General features: G+C 73.6%; 16 protein-coding genes. 7 read left to right on the top strand and 9 right to left on the bottom strand.

The features are described 5' to 3' along the window. Window positions 1-167: 167 nt before the first annotated feature. A complete protein-coding gene (gene leuS, locus ACZ31C_RS21190; protein WP_465796734.1) occupies window positions 168-3,002 on the bottom strand; it encodes a leucine--tRNA ligase in 2,835 nt (944 codons plus the stop codon). Window positions 3,003-3,485: 483 nt separating this feature from the next. Here leuS and ACZ31C_RS21185 point away from each other — a divergent pair, with 483 nt between their 5' ends. From ACZ31C_RS21185 to ACZ31C_RS21175, 3 genes are read left to right on the top strand one after another with little or no spacing between them, the layout of a single operon-like run. Next, a complete protein-coding gene (locus tag ACZ31C_RS21185) occupies window positions 3,486-4,544 on the top strand; it encodes an AAA family ATPase (RefSeq protein WP_396742606.1) in 1,059 nt (352 codons plus the stop codon). Between the two features lies 1 nt (window position 4,545). Next, a complete protein-coding gene (locus ACZ31C_RS21180; RefSeq protein ID WP_350696347.1) occupies window positions 4,546-5,844 on the top strand; it encodes a DUF58 domain-containing protein in 1,299 nt (432 codons plus the stop codon). 16 nt (window positions 5,845-5,860) lie between these two features. Beyond that, complete coding sequence (locus ACZ31C_RS21175; protein ID WP_465796733.1) at window positions 5,861-8,335, top strand: transglutaminase TgpA family protein; 2,475 nt, start codon at window positions 5,861-5,863, stop codon at window positions 8,333-8,335. Between the two features lie 293 nt (window positions 8,336-8,628). On the opposite strand, the gene ACZ31C_RS21170 is transcribed toward ACZ31C_RS21175, so the two are convergent. The 8 genes from ACZ31C_RS21170 to ACZ31C_RS21135 form a co-directional block, all read right to left on the bottom strand. Beyond that, the gene (locus tag ACZ31C_RS21170) at window positions 8,629-9,027 is read right to left on the bottom strand and encodes a DUF3040 domain-containing protein (RefSeq protein ID WP_131056765.1); all 399 of its coding nucleotides are present in this window, start codon (window positions 9,025-9,027) and stop codon (window positions 8,629-8,631) included. A gap of 115 nt (window positions 9,028-9,142) precedes the next feature. Next, window positions 9,143-10,402 (bottom strand): DNA polymerase IV, encoded by a 1,260-nt coding sequence (locus tag ACZ31C_RS21165; protein WP_465796732.1) that lies wholly within the window; start codon window positions 10,400-10,402, stop codon window positions 9,143-9,145. Window positions 10,403-10,441: 39 nt separating this feature from the next. Continuing rightward, a complete protein-coding gene (locus ACZ31C_RS21160) occupies window positions 10,442-11,668 on the bottom strand; it encodes an alkaline phosphatase family protein (protein WP_465796731.1) in 1,227 nt (408 codons plus the stop codon). After that, complete coding sequence (locus ACZ31C_RS21155; RefSeq protein ID WP_350696340.1) at window positions 11,665-12,444, bottom strand: methyltransferase domain-containing protein; 780 nt, start codon at window positions 12,442-12,444, stop codon at window positions 11,665-11,667. Before ACZ31C_RS21155 ends, ACZ31C_RS21160 begins: the two co-directional genes overlap by 4 nt. A 137-nt stretch (window positions 12,445-12,581) precedes the next feature. Then, the gene (locus ACZ31C_RS21150; RefSeq protein ID WP_465796730.1) at window positions 12,582-15,935 is read right to left on the bottom strand and encodes an error-prone DNA polymerase; all 3,354 of its coding nucleotides are present in this window, start codon (window positions 15,933-15,935) and stop codon (window positions 12,582-12,584) included. A 78-nt stretch (window positions 15,936-16,013) separates the two neighbouring features. Beyond that, on the bottom strand, window positions 16,014-17,672 hold the full coding sequence (locus tag ACZ31C_RS21145) for a DNA polymerase Y family protein (RefSeq protein ID WP_465796729.1): 1,659 nt from the start codon (window positions 17,670-17,672) through the stop codon (window positions 16,014-16,016). A 126-nt stretch (window positions 17,673-17,798) separates the two neighbouring features. Beyond that, window positions 17,799-18,542 (bottom strand): hypothetical protein, encoded by a 744-nt coding sequence (locus tag ACZ31C_RS21140; RefSeq protein WP_465796728.1) that lies wholly within the window; start codon window positions 18,540-18,542, stop codon window positions 17,799-17,801. Window positions 18,543-18,596: 54 nt separating this feature from the next. Beyond that, window positions 18,597-19,046 (bottom strand): SAV_6107 family HEPN domain-containing protein, encoded by a 450-nt coding sequence (locus ACZ31C_RS21135; protein WP_465796727.1) that lies wholly within the window; start codon window positions 19,044-19,046, stop codon window positions 18,597-18,599. A 509-nt stretch (window positions 19,047-19,555) separates the two neighbouring features. Between ACZ31C_RS21135 and ACZ31C_RS21130 the strand changes: the two genes are divergently transcribed. From ACZ31C_RS21130 to ACZ31C_RS21115, 4 genes are read left to right on the top strand one after another with little or no spacing between them, the layout of a single operon-like run. Next, the gene (locus ACZ31C_RS21130; protein WP_465796726.1) at window positions 19,556-20,044 is read left to right on the top strand and encodes a YbaK/EbsC family protein; all 489 of its coding nucleotides are present in this window, start codon (window positions 19,556-19,558) and stop codon (window positions 20,042-20,044) included. Continuing rightward, window positions 20,041-20,784, top strand: coding sequence for a monooxygenase (locus ACZ31C_RS21125; protein WP_465796725.1), 744 nt, complete (start codon window positions 20,041-20,043; stop codon window positions 20,782-20,784). The genes ACZ31C_RS21130 and ACZ31C_RS21125 overlap by 4 nt, the downstream gene beginning before the upstream one ends. Beyond that, window positions 20,781-21,353 (top strand): GNAT family N-acetyltransferase, encoded by a 573-nt coding sequence (locus ACZ31C_RS21120; protein WP_350696330.1) that lies wholly within the window; start codon window positions 20,781-20,783, stop codon window positions 21,351-21,353. The genes ACZ31C_RS21125 and ACZ31C_RS21120 overlap by 4 nt, the downstream gene beginning before the upstream one ends. Next, window positions 21,350-22,198, top strand: a complete 849-nt coding sequence (locus ACZ31C_RS21115; RefSeq protein WP_465796724.1) for a carotenoid biosynthesis protein — start codon at window positions 21,350-21,352, stop codon at window positions 22,196-22,198. Before ACZ31C_RS21120 ends, ACZ31C_RS21115 begins: the two co-directional genes overlap by 4 nt. Window positions 22,199-22,269 lie beyond the last annotated feature (71 nt).

The following is a 22,269-nucleotide window of genomic DNA, read 5'->3' as shown; positions in this document are numbered from 1 at the left end:
CAACGTGGCCGCACGGGTGCCCGCCGCAGCACGGGATCGCACCGCACACGCGCCGGCATACCTTGCACCGGTGGGTTCGGCCGCCGAGCCGAGCACGGCGCTCGAATGTTAGGAAGGGTCCCCTGCTATGCACGAGGCGTTAGCAGGGGACCCTTCCTAACAACACGTCAGGCGACGACGGACACCATCCGGCCGGGGATCACGATCACCTTGCGCGGCTCCTTGCCGGCCAGCGCACCCGCCACCGCTGCCAGCGCGGCGGACCGGACGTCGTCCTCGGCGGCGTCGGCCGGCACCTCGACCCGGCCCCGGACCTTGCCGTTGACCTGCACCGGATAGGTGACGGTCTCGGCGACCAGCAGCGCCGGGTCGGCGACCGGGAAGTCGGCGTACGTCAGGGAGGACTGGTGGCCCAGCCGCTGCCACAGTTCCTCGGCGATGTGCGGGGCCAGCGGCGCCACCATCAGCACCAGCGGTTCGGCCACCTCGCGCGGGGTGCTCGCCAGCTTGGTCACCGCGTTGGTCAGCTCGATCAGCTTGGCGATCGCGGTGTTGAACCGGATGCCCTCCATGTCGCCCCGGACGCCGTCGATCACCCGGTGCAGCAGTTGGCGGGTCTGTTCGTCGGCCGGTGCGTCGGTGACCCGCGACTCGCCGGTCTGCTCGTCGACGACCGCCCGCCAGACCCGCTGCAGGAACCGGTACGAGCCGACCACCGCCCGGGTCTCCCACGGGCGGGACACCTCCAGCGGCCCCATCGACATCTCGTAGACCCGGAACGTGTCGGCGCCGTACGCGGCGCACATCTCGTCCGGGGTGACGATGTTCTTCAGGGACTTGCCCATCTTGCCGTACTCGCGGTTGACCTGGACGTCGCCCAGGAACCAGCCGCCGTCGCGCTCGACGACCTCCTCGGCCGGCACGTACGCGCCCCGGTCGTCGGTGTACGCGTACGCCTGGATGTAGCCCTGGTTGAACAGCTTGCGGAACGGCTCGAACGACGACACGTGCCCCAGGTCGAACAGCACCTTGTGCCAGAACCGGGCGTACAGCAGGTGCAGCACCGCGTGCTCGGCGCCGCCGACGTACAGGTCGACGCCACCGCAGTCGCCCTCGCCGCGCGGTCCCATCCAGTACCGCTCGTTGTCCGCGTCGACGAACCGCCCGTCGTTGGTCGGGTCCAGGTAGCGCAGCTCGTACCAGCAGGAGCCGGCCCACTGCGGCATCACGTTGGTCTCCCGGGTGTACCGCTTCGGCCCGTCACCCAGGTCCAGCTCGACCTCGACCCAGTCGCGGCGGCGCGACAACGGCGTCTCCGGGTCGCTGTCGGCGTCGTTCGCGTCGAAGGTGCGCGGCGAGAAGTCGTCCACCTCGGGCAGTTCGACCGGCAGCATCTCCTCCGGCAGCGCGATCGCGGCACCGTCGGTGTCGTAGACGATCGGGAACGGCTCGCCCCAGTACCGCTGCCGGCTGAACAGCCAGTCCCGCAGCCGGTAGGTCACCGCACCCTGACCGGCGCCGGTGGACTCCAGCCAGGCGATGATGCGGGCCTTGGCGTCGGCCACCCCCAGTCCGTTCAGGTCCAGGTCGCGGTCGGGCGCGGCGCTGTTGATCGCCGGCCCCTCCCCGGTGTACGCCTTGCCGTCGAAGCTCTCCGGCGGCTGCACGGTACGCACGATCGGCAGCTCGAATACCTCGGCGAACTCCCAGTCCCGCTCGTCCTGTGCGGGTACCGCCATGATCGCGCCGGTGCCGTAGCCGGCCAGCACGTAGTCCGCGATGAAGATCGGGACCTGCCCGCCGGTGACCGGGTTGGTGGCGTACGCGCCGATGAAGACGCCGGTCTTCTCCTTGGTGTCGGCCTGCCGCTCGACGTCGGTCTTGGCCGCGGCCGCCTTGCGGTACGCCTCGACGGCCGCCCGGGGACCGGTGTGCCCGCCGGTCCACGCGTCCCGGGTCCCCTCCGGCCAGGCCGCCGGCACCAGCGCGTCGACCAGCTCGTGCTCGGGCGCCAGCACCATGTAGGTGGCCCCGAAGACGGTGTCCGGCCGGGTCGTGAACACCCGGATCGGCGCGGTGGGGGTCGGGAAGTCGATGTGCGCACCGGTGGACCGGCCGATCCAGTTGCGCTGCATCAGCTTGATCGGCTCGGGCCAGTCCAGCTTGTCCAGGTCGTCCAGCAGCCGGTCACCGTACGCGGTGATCCGCATCATCCACTGCTTCAGGTTGCGCTTGAAGACCGGGAAGTTGCCGCGCTCGGAGCGGCCGTCGGCGGTGACCTCCTCGTTGGCCAGCACCGTGCCCAGCCCGGGGCACCAGTTCACCGGCGCCTGCGACACGTACGCCAGGCGGTGGTCGTCGACGATGGCGCGACGCTCGGCGGAGGACAGCTCGGCCCACGGCCGACCGTCCGGGGTACGCCGGGTACCTCCGGCGAACTCGGCGATCAGCTCGCTGATCGGGCGGGCCCGACCGGCCTCGCGGTCGTACCAGGAGTTGAAGATCTGCAGGAAGATCCACTGCGTCCAGCGGTAGAAGTCGGTGTCGATGGTGGCCACCGAGCGCCGCTGGTCGTGGGCCAGCCCCAGCCGCCGCAGCTGCTCCCGGTACCGCTCGATGTTCGCCTCGGTGGTCGTCCGGGGGTGCGTGCCGGTCTGCACCGCGTACTGCTCGGCGGGCAGGCCGAACGCGTCGAAGCCCATCGCGTGCAGCACGTTGCGCCCGGCCATCCGCTGGTAGCGGGCGTAACAGTCGGTGCCGATGTAGCCCAGCGGGTGCCCGACGTGCAGCCCCGCGCCGGACGGGTACGGAAACATGTCCAGCACGTACAGCTTCTCCGCGCCGGAGCGCGGGTGGGCCGGGTCGGCCAGCGGGCCGGACGGGTTCGGCGCGTGGAAGCTGCCCTCGCGTTCCCAGTGATCCTGCCAGCGGCGTTCGATCTCGTCGGCCAGCACGGCGGTGTACCGGAACGGTGGGGTGTCGTTGGTAGCTGCCTCGGTCATGGCCTTCTCCTCGCGTCGACCGGCGGGGTCTTCTCCGTGCTGGCTGGTCTCGTGTCCGTGCTCGGCGGCCCGCCCCGAGCCCCGGCGGGCACGAAAAAGCCCCTCGCACAGGAGGGGCCGCCGTGCTGTCGCGCCGTCAGCGCGTCAGCACGGCTCGGTAAGAAGCAGGAAGACTCCGGCCATGACCGGCAGTGTACCGCGACCGTCACAGCGGTCCGCGTCTGGTCGCGTACGTCCCTCCCCCACACGGGATCGGGACGTCCGCCGCCGCTTACCCGGCAGAACCGACGACATGCGCTGTGTGAACGACAAATAGCCCTCTAAGCACCCAAACACCTGCGCCGGTCGGCGTTGGCGAGAAACATGGTTAGCCTGAGAGGCCAGTGAGATTGCTGCGGCAGACGAGGCTCGCACGTCGCGAACCCAACGGCGGGTCCAGGTGCTCTGTACAGAGCTGCCGTGACAGCGACGAGGAGGAGGCCCGTGACACAACAGACCTGGGACGAAGTTGGCGGACTGCTGCCGCACGACGAGTTCCGCGCAGCGAGCGACGCCATCGTGGCCAACATCGAACAGGTCATCGAGGGCAAGACCGCCACCGTGCGGCTCGCTCTGGCCGTCCTGCTCGCCGAGGGGCATCTGCTCATCGAGGATGTGCCCGGCGTCGGCAAGACCAAGCTGGCCAAGGCCCTCGCCCGCTCCATCGACTGCTCCGTGCGCCGCATCCAGTTCACCCCCGACCTGCTGCCCAGCGACGTGACCGGCGTCAGCGTCTACAACCAGGAGACGCACGACTTCGAGTTCCGGCCGGGTGCCGTCTTCGCCAACCTGGTCGTCGGCGACGAGATCAACCGAGCCTCGCCGAAGACCCAGTCCGCGCTGCTGGAGTGCATGGAGGAGCGGCAGGTCACCGTCGACGGGGTGACATACCAGTTGCAGACCCCGTTCATGGTGATCGCCACCCAGAACCCGATCGAGATGGAGGGCACGTACCCGCTGCCGGAGGCGCAGCGGGACCGCTTCACCGCCCGGATCGCGATGGGTTACCCCGACCCGAACGCCGAGCTGGCCATGCTCGACGGCCACGGCGCGGTGGACCCGCTGCCGGCACTGCGCCCGGTCTCCGACGCCGACACCGTGCGCCGGCTGATCGGTCACGTCCGGCAGGTGCACGTCGCCGACGCGGTCAAGCAGTACGCGATCGACCTGGTCACCGCCACCCGGGAGGCACCCGACCTGCGGCTCGGCGCGTCCCCGCGGTGCACCCTGCAACTGCTGCGCACCGCCCGCGCGGTGGCCGCCCTCGACGGACGCGACTACGTCCTGCCCGACGATCTCCAGGTACTCGCCGTACCGGTCCTGGCGCACCGGCTCATCCCCACCGCCGACGCCCAACTCGCCCGGCGTACCACCGACGCGATCGTGGCGGACCTGGTGCACCGGCTGCCGTTGCCGCACGACCGCCAGCGCTCGCCGTACGACACCCGGCCGCCGGCCGGCAACGGCAACGGTCGGGCTCCGTTCGAACCCCGGAGGCCGTGACGTGCGTGACGGCCTCCGCGGCCTGACCACCCGCGGTCGATCCTTCCTGGCCGCCGCGCTGGCGGCCGCCGTCTCCGCCGGCATCCTCGGCGAGAAGGACCTGCTGCGGGTGGCGGTGCTGCTGGCCGTCCTCCCGCTGCTCGCCGCGCTCTACGTCGGCCGCAGCCGCTACAAGCTGGCCTGTCACCGCTCGCTGGACCCGCACCGGGTGCCGGTCGGCGCCACCGCCCGGATGGTGCTGCGGTTGCAGAACCTGTCCCGGTTGCCCACCGGCACCCTGCTGCTGGAGGACCGACTGCCGTACGCGCTCGGCAGCCGCCCCCGGGTGGTGCTGGAACGCCTCGGCGCGCACCAGGCCAGCTCGGTGGCATACACCGTGCGGGCCGACGTGCGCGGCCGGTACGAGGTGGGGCCGCTGGTGGTCCGGATGACCGACCCGTTCGGGCTGTGCGAACTGAGCCGGGCCTTCCCGGGCACCGACTCGCTGACCGTGGTGCCGCAGGTGGTGCCGCTGCCGGCGGTGCGGCTGCCCGGTGAGTACGCCGGCAGCGGCGAGAGCCGGGCCCGCTCGGTGGCGGTGCACGGCGAGGACGACGCGGCGACCCGCGAGTACCGGCGCGGCGACGACCTGCGCCGGGTGCACTGGAAGTCGACCGCGCGCACCGGGGAGCTGATGGTGCGCCGGGAGGAACAGCCCTGGGAGAGCCGCGCGACCGTCCTGCTGGACACCCGCGCGTACGGCCACCAGGGCGACGGCCCGACGGCCAGTTTCGAGTGGGCCGTCTCGGCTGCCGCCAGCATCGCCGTGCACCTGCGTCAGGCCGGCTACAAGCTGCGCCTGGTCACCGGCTCCGGCGCGGACGTGAACGCGACCGAGGGTGCCGGTGACGGCCTGCTGCTCGACCAACTCGCGGAGGTCCGGCTGGACCAGCGCGTCGAGATCACCACCCTGGTGCAACACGTCCGGCAGCGCTCCGACGGCGGCCTGATCATCGGCGTCTTCGGTTCGTTGAGCACCGCGGAGGCGGAGGTGTTGTCCGGGCTGCGGGCCAACGGCGCCACCTGCGTCTGCTTCCTGCTGGACAGCTCCGCCTGGCTGAACCTGCCGGCGCCGGCCCGGGCCGAGGCCGACCAGGCACACGACACCGCCGCGCTGGCGCTGATGCAGTCCGGCTGGCGGGTGATCGGCGTCGACCACGGCGGCCGGTTGCCGGCGCTCTGGCCGCAGGCCGGCCGGGGCTCACAGGGGTTCGCCCTGCGGGCCGCGATGGCCGAGACGGTGGCCGGCGGCGTGCGATGAACGGAAGGTCCCCCTCATGATCGCCCATCGGAACCTGGGTCTGGTGGCCGCCGCCGCGACCCTGCTCGCCGCCGCGCCCCTGTCGGCCATCTTCGAACGGTGGACCTGGCTGGTGCAGGCCGTCATCGCGGTGGCCGCGGTGGCCGCCGCGGCGGCCCTGGCCCGGCTCGGCCGGACCCCGCTGTGGGCCCAGATCCTGGCCATGGTCGCCGGCCTCACCCTGGCCCTGACCTGGCTGTTCCCCAGCGGCGAGGAACTGCTCGCGGTGCTGCCCACGCCGGCCACCTTCGGGCACTTCGCCGAGTTACTCAGCACCTCGGTCGACGACATGCGCTCGCACGGCGTGAAGGTGCCCGACACCGACCCGCTGCTGTTCATCACGGTGCTCGGCGTCGGCGGGGTCGCGGTGCTGGTGGACGTGCTCTGTGTCGGGCTGCGCCGGCCCGCCCTGGCCGGTCTGCCGATGCTGGCCATCTACTCGGTGCCGGTGGCGGTCTACGTGGACAGCGTCCCGCCGCTGCCGTTCGCCATCGGAGCCGCCGGCTTCCTCTGGCTGCTGGTCACCGATAACGTCGACCGGGTCCGGCGGTTCGGCCGACGGTTCACCGGCGACGGCCGCGACGTCGACGTCTGGGAGGCGTCCCCACTGGCCGCCGCCGGACGACGGCTGGCGGTGGTGGGCCTGGCGCTGGCCGTCCTGGTGCCGCTGGCCATACCGGGCATGACCTCCGGTCTGATGGGCAATCTGAACTCCGGTGTCGGCAACGGTCTGGGCGGGCAGGGTTTCGGCGGCTCCCCCGGCCGCGTCGACCTGTTCGCCGCGCTCAGCGGCACGCTCAACCAGTCCGAGACCACCGACCTGGTGACGGTGACCACCACCGAGGAGGATCCGTTCTACCTGCGCTTCGGCGTCGCCGACGAGCTGCGCGGCGACGGCTTCCGGGTACGCGGTCCGAACGGCGGCCGGGTCACCGGTGAGCTGCCCGACCCGTCGGACCAGCAGGTACGAGGGGTCGAGCGGACCCGGCACCGGGCCACCGTGGAGGTGACCCGGGCCCTGGCCATGCCGCTGCTGCCGGTGTACGCCGAGCCGGTCGACTTCACCGACCTGGACCGGAACTGGTTCTACGACCAGGACCTGCAGGTGGTCTTCTCGAACCGGGAGAACTCCCGGGAGAAGTCGTACTCGTTCGACTACGTCCGCTCGACGTACACGCCGCAGGCCCTGCGCTCGGCCCGGGCGCTGTCCGCCGATGATCCCCGGCGGGTCCAGCAGACCGTCACCCCCGACGTGCCCGAGGTGCGGGCCCTGGTGGCCGACCTGATCCGGGGCCAGCGCACCGAGTACGACAAGGTGCGCGCGATCTACGACTACTTCTCCGAGGACAACGGCTTCACCTACCAGCTCAGCACCGAGCAGGGCACCAGCGGCCAGGAGATCCTCGACTTCCTGGAGAACAAGGCCGGCTACTGCCAGCAGTACGCGGCGGCGCTGGCCTGGATGGTCCGCGACGCCGGCATCCCCGCCCGGGTGGCCTTCGGGTTCACCAACGGCAGCCGGCGTACCGCTGACACGCTCACCCTGACCAACCGGAACCTGCACGCCTGGACCGAGGTGTACTTCGACCAGATCGGGTGGGTGCCCTTCGACGCCACCCCGACCTACGGCGTGCCGGGCTCGGCCCGCTCCGCCTGGGCGCCGGACGTCGACGCCCCGGAGGAGAACACCCCGCAGACCGACCCCACGGACGCGCCCGACGCGGACGACCCGTCGGCCGGACCGGACGCCGGACCGGACCAGTTCGAGGAGGGCGACGACCCGGCCCTCGGCGCCGCCCCGGGCGCGCCCACCCAGCAGGCGCCGCGCTGGCCCTGGCTGCTCGCCGTGGGCGTGCTCGCCCTGCTGGCCCTGCTCGCCGTGCCGGCGCTGCGCCGACTCGCGCTGCGTCACCGGCGAGGTCGGCCCGCGCCGGTGATCCGGACGGTCGACGCGTCGGAGGCGACCGCCACCGGGGAGCACCGACCGGCGATGACGGTCGGCGCCGACCCGGACCGGGCACGGGCGGACGCACACGCCGCCTGGGACGAACTGCTCGACACCCTGGTCGACTACCGGATCCGGGTGGACCGGACGGAGACCCCCCGGGCGACCGCCGACCGGTTGGTCCGGGAGGCCCTCGCACCGGACACCGGGGCCGGCACGGCGGCCCGTCTGCTCGGCCGCGCCGAGGAGCGGGCCCGGTACGCGCGCGACCCGCTGACCGGCGAGCCGCTGCCCACGGCCCTGCGGACGGTACGCGGTGCGCTTTCCGAGCGGGCCGACCGGCGTACCCGACTGATGGCGACCGTGTTGCCGCCGTCGGTGCTGCAACGCTGGCGCACCACCGTCGCGGACACCTCGTCGCGGCTGGTGAACTCCGGCGGTCAGGTACGCCACCGGCTGCTGCGGTTCAGTCCGCGTCGGCTGATCGCGAACCGCGCGAGTCGCTGACCGCCGCCCGGACCGGGGCACGACGACACGGGCCGGGTACCGGTGGACATCCACCGGTACCCGGCCCGTCGTGGTGCTTCCCTCGCGGACATGGCCTTACATCGCCGCGTGGCCCTTTGTCGCCGCCAGTCTTTCCACGACGCGTGGCCGGCTGGGCAGCGCTCAGCGCGCCACGTCGTAGCCCTCGCCCTGGGCACCCCGAAGGGGACCCGGACGACACACGTCCGTCGCACGCCGGAACGCCCCGGACCGGTCAGGCCCGGGACGGATGTCCCGCCGTCAGGAACAGCGGGTCAGCGGTGCCCCTCCGGGCGCTGACGCCACCGGTCCTCCATCCGGTCGAGGAAACCCCCCGACCGGCGGCCGGACCGTCCCCGGGACCGGCGACGACTCGCCGTGCCTCCGACGACGTGCAGGTCCGGTGACTGCGCCCGACGGTGCGACTGCACCGCGAACGCGGCCGAGGCCAGCATGACAACGAATCCCGCCACTGCCAACGGCGGAGTCTTGATCACCGCGCCATAGACCAACAACGCCAGGCCAGCGACGATCACGCCGGCAGCGACGAGCAGGCGACGCCGCGCGTGGAAACGCGGGTCGCTGGCGCGCACGGCCGAGGCGAACTTGGGGTCCTCGGCAAGCGACCGCTCGATCTGCTCGAACAGCCGCTGCTCGTGCTCCGAGAGCGGCACGGCACTCCTCCCCGGTCACGTTGGTCGGTCCGGTCGGACCGACAGACCGTGGCAGCCAACCGGCTGCTTACCCGCAAGTCTACGAGGGCCCTCGCGCGTCGGAAAGCGGGACGACCTACGGCCGCGTCGGATTTTCATTTCGTCGGGGATCACGCCCACCGAGAAGACTGGCCGGTCCTATGACGGACCGCCCGAATCGGGCAGCCGCGGCGTCCGCCGCGACCTCCGCCTCGCGCCAACCCCGCTCGGGCGCACCGAGCGCGAGCTGCCGGGGTGTCTCGTCCGCCGACGTCAGGCCCTCCGCACGTACGCCGACGAGGCGAATCCGCTCACCCGGTGCCAGAGCGGTGTAGAGCGACCAGACCGTGTCGAACATCTCCCGGGCCACGTCGGTGGGCACGTCGAGGGTGCGCGACCGGCTCACCGTGCGGAAATCGGCCATCCGCACCTTGAGTGACACGGTGCGTCCCACCTGCCCGGCAGCGCGCAGCCGGCCACCGACCTTCTCGGCGAGCCCCAGCAGCGTACGCCGGATCTCGGTCGGATCTTGGACATCGACGTCGAAGGTGACCTCCGCGCCGATCGACTTCTCCACATGCTCCGGGCTGACCCGACGCGGATCGCGTCCCCACGCCAACTCCTGCAGGTGCGCGGCCGCCGCCGCGCCGACCGCGGTCCGCAGCATCCCCGGCGGGGCCTGGGCCAGGTCGCCCACCGTCCGCAGCCCGAGTCGCAGCAGGCTCTGCTCGGCCCGCTCCCCCACTCCCCAGAGGGCGGCCACCGGCAACGGATGGAGGAAGTCGAGGACCTGCGCGGCCGGGACCACGAGCAGGCCGTCCGGCTTGGCCCGGGTCGACCCGAGCTTGGCCACGAACTTGCTCGACGCCACCCCCACCGAACAGGTCAGCTCCTGCTCGGCGGCGACCCGCTCGCGGATCCGGCGGGCGATCGCGGCCGGCGGGCCGAACAGTCGCCGGGCCCCCGCGACGTCCAGGAACGCCTCGTCCAGGGAGAGCGGCTCGACCAGCGGCGTGACGTCCCGGAAGATCTGCATGACCGCCCGCGAGGCGGCCGAGTAGCGGCTGAAGTCCGGTGGCAGGAACACCGCGTGGGGGCAGAGCCCTCTGGCCCGCATCGTCGGCATCGCGCTGCGGACGCCGTACCGCCGGGCCTCGTAGCTGGCCGAACTGACCACTCCGCGCGGACCGACCCCGCCGACCACGACGGCCTTTCCGCGCAACTCCGGCCGGTGCCGCACCTCCACCGAGGCGAAGAAGGCGTCCATGTCGACGTGCAGGATCGAGCAGCCGGCGTCGTCGGAGTCCGGCCCGAACCGGGGATCGCCACCCCGGGGCAACGACTGGCTACGTCCCACCCCGGCAGGTTAACCCCGGGGTGGGACGCAGACGTCCGGTCAGCCCCGCAGCACCAGCAGCGGAATCGTCATCTCGGCCGCAGTGTCCGCCCCGTGGAAGGCCACCAGCCGGGACACCATCGGGCTCTCCGACCGGCTGGCCAGCACGGCGTACGTGTCGTTGCAGACCACCACCACGTCGCCGACCCGCTCCAGGTGCGCCTCGGGCACCGGCCCGAACCAGCCGGTGGCCACCGCCTCGTCCCGCACCATCACCCGGGCGGCGTCGCCGAGCACGGCCGACCAGGCCGCCACCACGTCGGCGGTGGCACCCGGCGCGGTGTGCAGGTACCGCACCCGGGGCTCACCCGCGACCACCTGCACCCCGTCGGTCAGCCGGGGGTCGGTGTCCAGGTCGAACCGGTGCTCCGCGGGCACGTCGAGCTGGCCGTGGTCGGCGGTGACCAGCAACGCCCCGTCCGGCGGCAACCCGTCCACCAACCGGGCCAGCATCCCGTCCACCTCGGCCACCGAGGCCCGCCAGGGCGCCGAGTCGACGCCGCTGAGGTGCCCGTCGCGGTCCACGTCCGGGTGGTAGCCGGAGACCAGGGTTGGGCCGCGCCCGGAGGTCAGCGCGGTCAGCATCGTGGCGGCCACCGCGTCGACCCCGGCCGCTCCCCGGTAGTCCCCGCCCCGGTTCGCGGCCAGGGTCAGCCCGCTGCCACCGAACTCCGGCCGGCTGACCACGGTCACCGCCACCCCGGCGGCCCGGGCCCGCTGCAACTGGGTGGCGACCGGCTGCCAGCGCAGCGGCGACGGGTCACCGGACCACTCGATGTGGTTGAGCACCCGCTCGGTGCCGGGCACCCGCAGCGTGAAGCCGAGCACCCCGTGCGCGCCGGGTGTCGCCCCGGTGCCCAGGGTGACCAGGCTGACCGGGGTGGTGGAGGGAAAGCCGCAGGTGAGTGGCCGACCGGCCGCCGCGGTCAGCCCGGCAAGGGTCGGCGCGTACGGCGCGGCGGTCGGGATCTGGTACCAGCCGAGCCCGTCGACCAGAAGCACCGCGATCCGGCGTACGCCGGACAGGTCGACGCCGAGGCCGAGCAGGTCGGCGGCACCGGGCACGCCGAGCACCGCAAGCGCGCTGGGCAGCACGTCGGCGAGGCTCCCCCCGCCGTACTCCGGCGCGACGGGTGTAAGGAAGGGCACCTTGTTAACGCCTGGTGCATAGGAGGGGACCCCTCCTAACACCGAGGGCTCCCACGCCGACCCGCCCGGGCCGGTCATGCCGGACGGCGGGCGAACAGGTGCAGTTGCGCCGCCAGATCCCGCCAGGGCGGCCGGGCCGCCAACGCCCGTTCCAGCTCCAGCAGGGCGCCCGGCTGGCCGTCCGCCACGGCCGCGGGCAGCAGGTCGGCGAGCACGCGTACGCCGTGGATCTCCTCGACGGCGAGCCCGGCGGCGGCCAGCAGCGCGGTGGCGCCGTCGGCGTCGAAGCGTCGACGCAGCGTGTCCCGGGGGCCGGCGCTGCCGTCGGGGTCGGCGGCGAGCGCCGTCGCCACGTCCAGGTGGCCGTTCATCGCCCGGCCGAGCACCGCCGCCGCCCGCCCGGCGACCAGCACGCTGGCCGCACCGCCCGGCCGCAGCGCCCCGGCCAGCGCGGCCACCACCGGCGCCGGGTCGTCGACGACCTCCAGGACGGCGTGGCAGAGCACCAGGTCCACGCTGGCCGGCTCGACCAGCCCGGCGAGGGCGTCGCCGTCGCCCTGCACCGCGCGTACCCGCTGCGCCACCCCGGCCTCGGCGGCCCGGCGGCTGAGCGCGGCCAGCGCGTCGGGGCTGGCGTCGACCACGGTGACCCGATGCCCGGCCCGGGCCAGCGGCACGGCGAAGCCACCGGTGCCGCCGCCGACGTCGAGCACGGTCAGCTCGGCGGCGGGCCGACGGTCCAACTCGGCGCGGAGCACCGACCAGACCACGGCGGTACGGGGGGTGAGCGGCGGCCCGGCCGGATTCGGGGTCTGTTCCACCCGGTCGAGCCTAGGGCCTGCCCGGCCGATCATGTGCGGCGAGGCACGCCGTCCGGGCCAGCAGGCGGGCCACGGCAAGGCACGCCGTCGGGACATCAGGCGGGCGCACGGCGAACCACACCGCCGGCGACAGGCCGGTCAGCGGCCGGGTCGAGGCGACGACGGGCCGGTCAGCGGAAGTCGCGGGACGCGGGGCTGACCGGTGGCTCGATGGCGTCCAGCCGGTCGGCGACCAGGTTGACCACTCCCTCGTGTCGCTGCAACAGCCCGCGCACCACAAGCGCGGCGCTGGTCCGGGCCACCCGCCGGTGCCGCTGCCACAGCCCGGGTGAGCAGGTGACGTTGAGCATGCCGGTCTCGTCCTCCAGGTTGAGGAAGGTGACCCCGCCTGCGGTCGCCGGGCGCTGCCGGTGGGTGACGATCCCGCCGACCCGGATCCGTCGGCCCGGCTCCACCCGCCCCAGCCGGTCGATCGGCACCGCACCCAGGGCGTCCAGCCGGGGGCGGATGAACCGGGCCGGGTGGTGCTCCGGGGACAATCCGGTCGCCCACACGTCGGCGACCAGCCGGTCCACCTCCTCCATGCCGGGCAGGGTGGGTGCCGTCGCGCCGGTCACCGTACCGGGCAGGCGATCCGGCCGGTCCTGCGCCGCCGCGCCGGCCGCCCAGAGCGCCTGCCGCCGGCTCAGCCCGAAACAGGCGAAGGCGTCCGCGGTGGCCAGCGCCTCCAGGTGGGCCGCGGTCAGTCCCACCCGCCGGGCCAGATCCGACATGTCGCGGTACGGCCCGTTCGCCGTCCGTTCCGCCTCGATCCGCTCGGCCACCGGATCGCCGAGGGTACGCACGCTGGACAGCCCCAGCCGCACGGCCGGACCGCCCAGCCCCCAGGCGTGCGGCGGCTCACCGGGCCGGCTGCCCCAGCGGGTCTGCGGGGTGGACTCCAGCACCGGCTTCGCGCCGCTGGCGTTGACGTCCGGACGGCGTACCTCCACGCCGTGCCGGCGGGCGTCGTCGACCAGGGTCTGCGGCGAGTAGAAGCCCATCGGCTGGGCGCTGAGCAGCGCGGCCAGGAACGGGCCCGGGTGGTAGCGCTTGAGCCAGGAACTGGCGTAGACCAGGTAGGCGAAGCTCATCGCGTGGCTCTCCGGGAAGCCGTAGCTGGCGAACGCGGTGAGCTTGCGGTAGACGTCGTCGGCCAGCTCGCCGGTGATGCCGCGCTCGGCCATGCCCCGATAGAGCCGGTCGGCGATCTTCGCCATCCGCTCCACCGACCGTTTGGCCCCCATCGCCCGGCGCAACTCGTCGGCCCCGGCCGCGTCGAACCCGGCCAGGTCGATGGCGAGCTGCATCAACTGCTCCTGGAACAGCGGTACGCCCAGCGTCTTCTCCAACGCGTTGCGCATCAGCGGGTGCGGGAAGGTCACCTCCTCCTGCCCGCTCTTGCGCCGGATGTACGGGTGCACCGAGCCGCCCTGGATCGGGCCGGGCCGGATCAGCGCCACCTCGACCACCAGGTCGTAGAACGTCCGGGGGCGCAGCCGGGGCAGGGTGGCCATCTGGGCACGGCTCTCCACCTGGAACACCCCGACCGAGTCGGCCCGGCAGAGCATGTCGTAGACCTCCGGGTCCTCCAGCGACATGTCGCCGAGGTCCAGGCTCATCCCGATCATGTCGTACCCGTAGTGCAGCGCGGAGAGCATGCCCAGGCCGAGCAGGTCGAACTTGACCAGGCCGACGGCGGCGCAGTCGTCCTTGTCCCACTGGAGCACGCTGCGGCCGGGCATCCGGCCCCACTCCACCGGACAGACCTCGATCACCGGCCGGTCGCAGATCACCATGCCGCCGGAGTGGATGCCCAGGTGCCGGGGGAAGGTCTGGAGCTCGTTGGCGTACGCGATCACCTGCTCGGGGATCTCCGGCACGTCCACCGTGGCCACGTCGCCCCACCGGTCGATCTGCTTGCTCCACGCGTCCTGCTGACCTGGCGAGAAACCGAACGCCTTGGCCACGTCCCGCACCGCCGACCGGGGCCGATAGGAGATCACGTTGGCCACCTGAGCGGTGTGCTCCCGCCCGTACCGGGCGTAGACGTGCTGGATGACCTCCTCCCGGCGGTCGGACTCGATGTCCACGTCAATGTCGGGCGGGCCGTCGCGCTCCGGGGCCAGGAAGCGCTCGAACAGCAGCCGGTGCCGGACCGCGTCCACGTTGGTGATCCGCAACGCGTAGCAGACCGCCGAGTTCGCCGCCGAGCCCCGGCCCTGGCAGTAGATGTCCGCCCGCCGGCAGAAGTCGACGATGTCGTAGACCACCAGGAAGTAGCCGGGGAAGCCCAGCTCCTCGATCATGTTCAGCTCGTGGTCGAGCTGCGCGTACGCCTGCGGGTGCGCCTCGCGCGGGCCGTAGCGTTCCCGCGCCCCCTCGTCGGTGAGGTGCCGCAGCCAGCTCATCTCGGTGTGCCCCGGCGGCACCGGGTACGCCGGCAGCCGGGGCGCGACGAGCTGGAGGTCGAAGGCGAGTTCCGCGCCGAACTCGGCGGCCCGGGCCACCGCCCCCGGGTACGCGGCGAACCGCGCCGCCATCTCGGCACCACTGCGCAGGTGGGCGGTGCCCGCAGCGGGCAGCCAACCGTCGATCTCGTCCAGGCTGCGCCGGGCCCGCACCGCGGCAACGGTGGTGGCCAGCCGACGCCGGCCGGGGGTGGCGTAGTGCACGTTGTTCGTGGCGACCGTGGGCAGCCCGGCGGCGGCGGCCAGCTCGGCCAGCGCGTCGTTGCGGTCGCCGTCGACCGGGTGCCCGTGGTCGGTCAGCTCCACCGCCACCGTCTCCGCGCCGAACAGCTCGGTGAGCCGGTCCAGCTCCCGGGCCGCCGCGTCCACCCCCTCGGTGAGCAGGGCGGACGGCACGTGCCCCTTGCGGCAGCCGGTCAACACCAGCACGTGGTCGCGCAGGTCGGCTGCCACTTCCTCCAACTCCCCGTAGACCGGACGGCCCTTCTCCCCGCCGCGCAACTGGGCCCGGGCGATGGTCGTGGCCAGCCGCGCGTACCCCTCGTGGCCGTGCGCCAGCACCAGGAGGTGGTTGCCGTGCGGGTCGGGTACGCCCTGCTGCGGACCGGGCAGGCCGAGGGAAAGCTCCGCCCCGAAGATCGTCGGCAGGTCCAGCGCACGGGCCGCCTCGGCGAAACGCACCACGCCGTAGAAGCCGTCGTGATCGGTGACGGCGAGCGCGGTCAACCCCAGCCGGACCGCCTCCTCGGCCAGTTCCTCGGGATGGCTGGCCCCGTCGAGGAAGCTGAAGTTGGTGTGCGCGTGCAGTTCGGCGTACGGCACCGCACCGTCCGGGCGGGCCAGCTCGGGCGGACGGTACTGCTCCCGGCTCCGGCTCCAGGCCGGCGAGTCGCCGCCGTCGGCGTCGACCGCGAGAGGATCCACCACCCGCAGGTGCCGTTCACCCTCCCCGGTACGCCCGGAGAGCACCCGCTCCAGCTCCGACCAGGGCAGCCGAGGATTGTGGAAACTCACCGTCCCACCCCACCCACCGAGATCTTGGTACGTTCCGGCCCTCCCAGGGGACGGAACACACCAAGATTCACTTCTGCCTCAGTCATAGACCGCCTCCAGGAGCCACCGGCCGGCTTCGACGGCGAGCAGCAGGGCGCTGCCGTCGGCCAGGCTGACCTGGAAACGGGCCCGCCGACACGCCTCGACCGGGTCCCACCACCGCTCGTCGACCGGCCACGGACCGGCCCAGCCGACGATCTCGACCGGCACACCACCCCGGCCGAAGGCTCCGTCCGCCGGACCACCCGCACCGGCAGTCCCCGCCGGGGCGCTGCTCCGGGTGACCTGGGCACCGACCTCCACCGCGATGATCAACTGGGCCGGTGGGGCGCTCACCGTCAATCGCGCGCTCACCACGACCGGTGCGCCGGTGGCGTCCAGCACGCTCGCGGTGAGCGGGGTGGGCAGCACCACGGCCGGCGAAGGCGGCGGCAGCCGTCCTGGCCAGGACGGTACGGCCGAACCGGCGCCGGGACGGGCCGGTAACCGCTCGTCGCCCCAGGGCACCAGCCGCGTCTGGTCGGTCGGCGACCGGCCCCCACCGAGCACGGCGGTGACCACCGCCTCCGGGCCGAGCAGGCCCTGCACCCGGCTCAGCGCCCGGTGTGCCCGCTCGCGTTCCGCACCGGTCTCGCCCCACAGCCCCGGTTGCAGACCGGCCTGGGCCAGCACCCCGTCCGGCACCAGCCGCAGCCGGACGATCCCTGCGGTGGGCCGGGGCGGCCGGTCACCGCCCCGTCGGCCACCACCGGAGAGCCAACCGTCCAGTTGCCAGCGGACCCGGTCGGCGATCGCCGCCGCGCTGAGCAGACCGTCGTGCCGCCAGACCCGGTGCAACTCCTGGCCGTGCGCGGTCACCGCCTCGATGCCGAGCCGGGTGCAGGCCAGCCCGTGCCCGGCGAGCCGCTCGTGCAGCCGCTCGGCCAGCGTCCGCGCCGCGAACGCCGCCACGTCGACACGCTCGATCGGCTCGTCCAGGTCGGCGGTGACCGTCAGGTCCACAGGCGGACGTCGGACCGCCAGCGGCCGGTCGTCGCCACCGATGGCCAACCGGTGGGCCAGCGCCCCGTCGAACCCGAACCGGGCCAGTACGTCACCGGCGGCCAGCGCGGCGAAGTCGCCGAGCGTACGCACCCCGAGTCGGCGCAACAGGTCGGCCAGGGCGGGTCGCCCGAGTGCCTCGACCGGCTGGACGGCCAGGAACGCCGGCGTCGCACCGGGCGACACGATCCGCCCCTCCCGCGCGGCCAGCCCGGCGGCGAACACCCCGTCGGCGATGCCGACCTGGCTCTCCACCGCGCAACTCTGCGCAACGTGCTCGACGATCCGCTCGGCCGCCGCCTCCTCACCGCCGAAGTACCGGACCGGTCCCCGGGCAGCCAGCGCACAGGCCCCCGGACGGACCACCTCGACCCCGACCGCCACCTCCTCGACCGCGGCCACCACCGGCTCGAACGCCCGGGCGTCCCGACCCGGATCGTGGTCGATGACGGTGAGCCCCGGACAGCGCCCCTGCGCCTCCCGTCGGCGCAGCCCCCGACGCACCCCCTCGGCACGGGCCTGCTCGGAGCAGGCGACCACCCGGTTGGCGTGCAGCACCGCGACCGGCCCGGTGGCGGGCACCCCGTCGACGACCTCGGCGGCGAGCACCGGCCAGTCCGGGCACCAGAGCAGCAGCGTCCGAGCCGACGTGCTCATGTCGACGCTCCGCGCCGCCATGAGCCACCACGGAGCCGATGACTCACTCGCTGACGCTCGCTCATACCGACGCTCCGCGCCGACATGAGGCACCACAGAGCTGACGACTCGCTCGCTGACGCTCGCTCATGTCGCGCGCTCCGCGATGTGTGGGGAGGTCAGCACGCGGAACCGGGCGGGGTGTGACCGGGCGGCGGTGGTGGGGCGGGGGATGACGCGGGTCAGCTCGTCGCCGGGCAACCACACCGTGAGCTCCTTGGCGCGGGCGGCCGCGCCCCGCCCGTGTGCCGAGATGGTCACCTCCCGGCGGCGCAGCCGTCCCCGCCCCGCCCCGAGTCCCTCCCAGGCGCCCCGGACCACCTGGAGTGTCAGGTCCGCCCCGTCCCACCGGCCGTACGGCACGAGCACGCTGCCGCGTTGACGGGCCCGGGCGGCCAACCGGGCGGTGACCGAGGTGGAGACGGTGGCGGGTACCGCGGTCACCACCACGTCGACCCCGTCGATGAGCGCGGCGACGACGGTGGGCCACTCGGGGCCGGGCTGCGGCACCAGGGCGAGCCGGTCCAGGGCGATCCCGGCCTCGGCCGCCGCACCGGCACCGAAGGTCGGCATCCCGACCACGGCACACCAGGAACCGGCCCGGGACGCCTCGGCGAGCAGGGCGAGCAGCAGCGAGGTGGTGCCGCTGTGCCGGGGCTGCCCGACGCCGACCGCGATGGTGCTGCCCCGTCGCAGTCCACGACCGGGCAGCAACCCGGTCAGTTCGGGACGGACGGGGAGTATCCGGTGGCCGCCTGCCGGGTCGGGTGCGCTGGCCGGACGCACCAACCCGGCCAGCGCGGCGGAACCGACCACCATGCGGCCCGCCATCGGACCTACCCCCCGTCGTGTCGCCACCGGGTGCCCGCCGGTGGGTGGTGCTGGTCAGGCGACGAGACCGTCGATCGCCGGCTGATGTGCCAGGCCGAGCGCGGCCTCCACCACCGTCACGAACTCCTCGGCGGCGCGGAGCAGGTCGTCGGCCTCCCGGGCGGTGACCACCCGGGGTATGCCGGCCTCGGCGGCGGCGCGCTTGCCGGCGCCGAGGGCGAAGTAGGCGGCCCACTCGTCGAGTTCGGGGGCGACGACCGCGAGCAGCACCCAGACGCTGGTGATCCGGTTGCGTCGGGTGGGTGCGGGACGGGCACGGGCGGCGAGCACCGCGGCGGCGGCGCGCAGCGCCGCGAGGTGGGCGGCGGCGTACCGGAGGCCGTCGGGGCCGGTCCGGGCGGCCTCGGCGAGGCCCTGCCGGGCCACGGTGAGCAGTTGGGCGGGAGTGCGGTGCGGCAGCACGTGCGCGGGCACCGTCGGCACCTGGGCCGGACTGGTCGGCATGGTCTCCTCCACGTGGGCCGGAGCGGGGCGGTCGCGCGACGGGGTGGAACCCGTCGGCGCGGTACGCGCCCGCGGCGGGCGGTGCGGAGGAAGACGCACCAGGTGGGTGGCCGGCCGGGTGCGGAGCTTCCCCACACCCCACCCGGCCGGCGTTACCGGCGGGTCCGTCGGCCGCCGCCCGGGGGTCGTGGGCGGCGGCCGACGGCCTGCCTGACGGGTCCGGACTCGCGACTGCCCGGAGCCCAGGTGCGATCCGCGGCACCGCACCTGTCGGGAGCCGGTGCCGCGAAACACCCGCCCCCGAGGGGTTGGAACGAACGTTCGATTTAGCCGGCGATGCCAGCAATCGAACACTCGTTCTAACTACTGCTGACAGTACACCCTCCCCCTGACGAAAACGCAACGTGTGACGCGCCGGGCCAGCCACGTCACCCGCCTGGTCAGGGCGACCGGTTCCGCATGCTGTGGCCGGGTGCTCCGGCCGTCGGCGTACCGGGAAGAATGGCGGGATGCAGTCACACCCGAACGTCCAGGCGGTGCAGGACGCGCTCGACGGCCCGTACACCCGCAACGGCTCCGGCAAGCGGGCCCTGGTCCGGCTGCTGCCCGACGCGGTGCACACCGCAGCGGCCGCCGCCGAGGCGCTCGGTGTCGACGTGGGCGCGATCGCCAACTCGCTCGTCTTCGACGCCGACGGTGAACCGCTGCTGGTGCTCACCTCCGGCGCGCACCGGGTGGACACCGACGTCCTGGCCGCCCGGCTCGGGGTCGCCCGGCTGCGCCGGGCCACCCCGCAGTTCGTCAAGGAGCACACCGGCCAGGTGATCGGCGGGGTCGCCCCGGTCGGTCACCCGCGCCCGCTGCGTACGCTCGTCGACACCGCGCTGGAGAAGTACGACGAGGTCTGGGCCGCCGGTGGCGTGCCGCAGGCGGTCTTCCCCACCACGTACGCCGAACTGCTGCGGGTCACCTACGGGACCCCGACCGACGTGGCGTGAATACCACCGAGACCGTCCCCGAGCTGGTCACCCTGCACGTGTGGCGGATTCCCCGGGCCGCCCTGGGCCGGGCGTTGAGCCGGATGGCGCTCGATCCGCGCCGGCTGCGCGCCCTGCCCGGCGTACGGTTCGGCAAGCTGCTCGGCACCGGGACCGGCACCGGCTTCGGGCCGGGCGACGCCGACCTCACCCGCTGGGCGGCGCTGACGGTGTGGGACTCCCCCGCCGCAGCGGCCGGGTTCACCGGCTCGCGGGTGGAGCGGGCCTGGTCCGGCATCGCCCGGTCCGGGGTACGCGTCGACCTGCGCCCACTGACCAGCCGGGGCGAGTGGTCCGGTCGGCGACCGTTCGGCGAGCCCGCCGGTGGGCCGGTCCACGGGCCGGTGCTGGCGCTGACCCGGGCCCGGCTGCGGCCGGCGCGGGCGCTCACCTTCTGGCGGGCCGTCCCACCGGTGGCCGCCGCCCTGCACGCCGCGCCCGGCCTGCTGGCCCGTTTCGGCGTCGGCGAGGCGCCCCTGGGCTGGCAGGGCACGGTGAGCGTGTGGCGGGATCCGGCGGATCTGGTGGCGTTCGCGTACCGTCACCCGGAGCACCGGGCCGCGATCACCCGCACCCCGACCGAGCGGTGGTACGCGGAGGAACTCTTCGCGCGATTCGAGGTACGTGACGTGGTCGGTGACCGGACGGTACTGGGGTGGGTCGGCGACGCGGACGACCCGGCGAAGGGTGAGCGGGCATGAGGTTGGTGCGGTGGACGCCGGACGATCTCCTCCGGCGGCTGGACGACGTGGTCGCCGTCTACGGCGAGGCGATGGGATACCGCGCCGACCTGTTGGAGGCTCGCCGTGGCTATATCGCCACCCACGTACGCCGGCCCGGTTTCCGCGCCGTGGCCAGCCTGACCAGCGAGGGGCACCTGGCCGGCTTCGGCTACGGCTACGTCGGCGGGCCCGGCCAGTGGTGGCACGACCAGGTCTGGCGGGCGCTGGAGCAGGGCGACCGCAAGCGCTGGCTGACCGACTGCTTCGAGGTGGTCGAGCTGCACGTCCGGCCACCGGCGCAGGGGCACGGCCTGGGCGCCGGTCAACTGCGTGCCCTGCTCACCATGGCCGAGGGCGCCACCACGCTGCTGTCCACCCCGGAGGCCGACGAGAGCACCTCGCGCGCCTGGCGGCTGTACCGCCGGTTCGGCTTCGTCGACGTGCTGCGCGACTTCCGGTTCCCCGGCGACGAGCGCCCGTTCGGCGTACTCGGTCGGGACCTGCCCCTGCCGGGGCCGACGCCACCGGCCCGTCCCGGACAGCCATGACGCCGTCCGCCCGCCGTGCCCGGGTCTACGCCTGGGCGATGCTCGCCCTGCTGGTGCTGGCCCAGATCGGCTATCCGTTGACCGACGGGACGACCCGGGCCCGACTGACCGTGGCCACCGTCGTGCTGGGCTACCTGCTCTCGGTCGGCCACGCGTTGTTGTCCCGGGGGCCGCGTACGGCCGCGGCGCTGATCGCCACCGCGACCGGGGGCGGGTTCGCCATCGAGGCGCTCGGCGTCGCCACCGGCTTCCCGTTCGGCAGCTACGACTACTCGGGACAGCTCGGCCCGAAGCTGGCCGGCGTACCGCTGATCATCCCGCTGGCCTGGACCTGGATGGCCTGGCCGGCGTGGCTGGTGGCGACCCGGCTCACCGCGCGGATCGCGGTGGCGGCGGGCCGCTGGCGGTGGCCGACCCGGATCGCGCTGGCCACCGTCGGCCTGGCCACCTGGGACCTCTTCCTCGACCCGCAGATGGTGGCCGAGGGGCACTGGGTGTGGCGGGACCCGACCCCGGCGCTGCCCGGCCTGCCCGGCATCCCGATCAGCAACTACCTCGGCTGGCTGCTGTTCGCGGTGCTCATGATGACCGCGCTGCGTCCGCTCGCCGGACCGGCCGTGGGCACCACCGACCACACCGACCATCCGTTGTACGCGCTCTACCTGTGGACGTACGGCTCCAGCGTGTTGGCTCACGCGGTCTTCCTGGACCTGCCCGCCTCGGCGCTGTGGGGTGCGGCCGGCATGTCGGTCGTCGCGGTGCCGCTGGCGATCAGCCTGCTGCGGCAGCGTCGAACGGGGCACACCGACAGCGAACCCCGGCTCCGGGCCGACGTCCCGGCATGAGCGAGCGTCAGCGAGCGAATCATCGACGCAGTGCGGAAGTGCCTCATGACGGCGCGCAGCGAAGCGAAGCG

It is taken from the genome of Micromonospora sp. NPDC023869, assembly GCF_055559695.1.
Note: the sequence above shows the minus strand (reverse complement) of the source record. Positions and strands in the feature narration are given on the sequence as shown.

Excerpts from the sequence above, each read along its gene's own strand:
- ACZ31C_RS21145 (WP_465796729.1), bottom strand. The coding sequence starts at position 17,672 with ATGAGCACGTCGGCTCGGACGCTGCTGCTCTGGTGCCCGGACTGGCCG.
- leuS (WP_465796734.1), bottom strand. The coding sequence starts at position 3,002 with ATGACCGAGGCAGCTACCAACGACACCCCACCGTTCCGGTACACCGCC.
- ACZ31C_RS21175 (WP_465796733.1), top strand. The coding sequence starts at position 5,861 with ATGATCGCCCATCGGAACCTGGGTCTGGTGGCCGCCGCCGCGACCCTG.
- ACZ31C_RS21135 (WP_465796727.1), bottom strand. The coding sequence starts at position 19,046 with ATGCCGACCAGTCCGGCCCAGGTGCCGACGGTGCCCGCGCACGTGCTG.
- ACZ31C_RS21155 (WP_350696340.1), bottom strand. The coding sequence starts at position 12,444 with ATGATCGGCCGGGCAGGCCCTAGGCTCGACCGGGTGGAACAGACCCCG.
- ACZ31C_RS21160 (WP_465796731.1), bottom strand. The coding sequence starts at position 11,668 with ATGACCGGCCCGGGCGGGTCGGCGTGGGAGCCCTCGGTGTTAGGAGGG.
- ACZ31C_RS21130 (WP_465796726.1), top strand. The coding sequence starts at position 19,556 with ATGCAGTCACACCCGAACGTCCAGGCGGTGCAGGACGCGCTCGACGGC.
- ACZ31C_RS21120 (WP_350696330.1), top strand. The coding sequence starts at position 20,781 with ATGAGGTTGGTGCGGTGGACGCCGGACGATCTCCTCCGGCGGCTGGAC.
- ACZ31C_RS21140 (WP_465796728.1), bottom strand. The coding sequence starts at position 18,542 with ATGGCGGGCCGCATGGTGGTCGGTTCCGCCGCGCTGGCCGGGTTGGTG.
- ACZ31C_RS21115 (WP_465796724.1), top strand. The coding sequence starts at position 21,350 with ATGACGCCGTCCGCCCGCCGTGCCCGGGTCTACGCCTGGGCGATGCTC.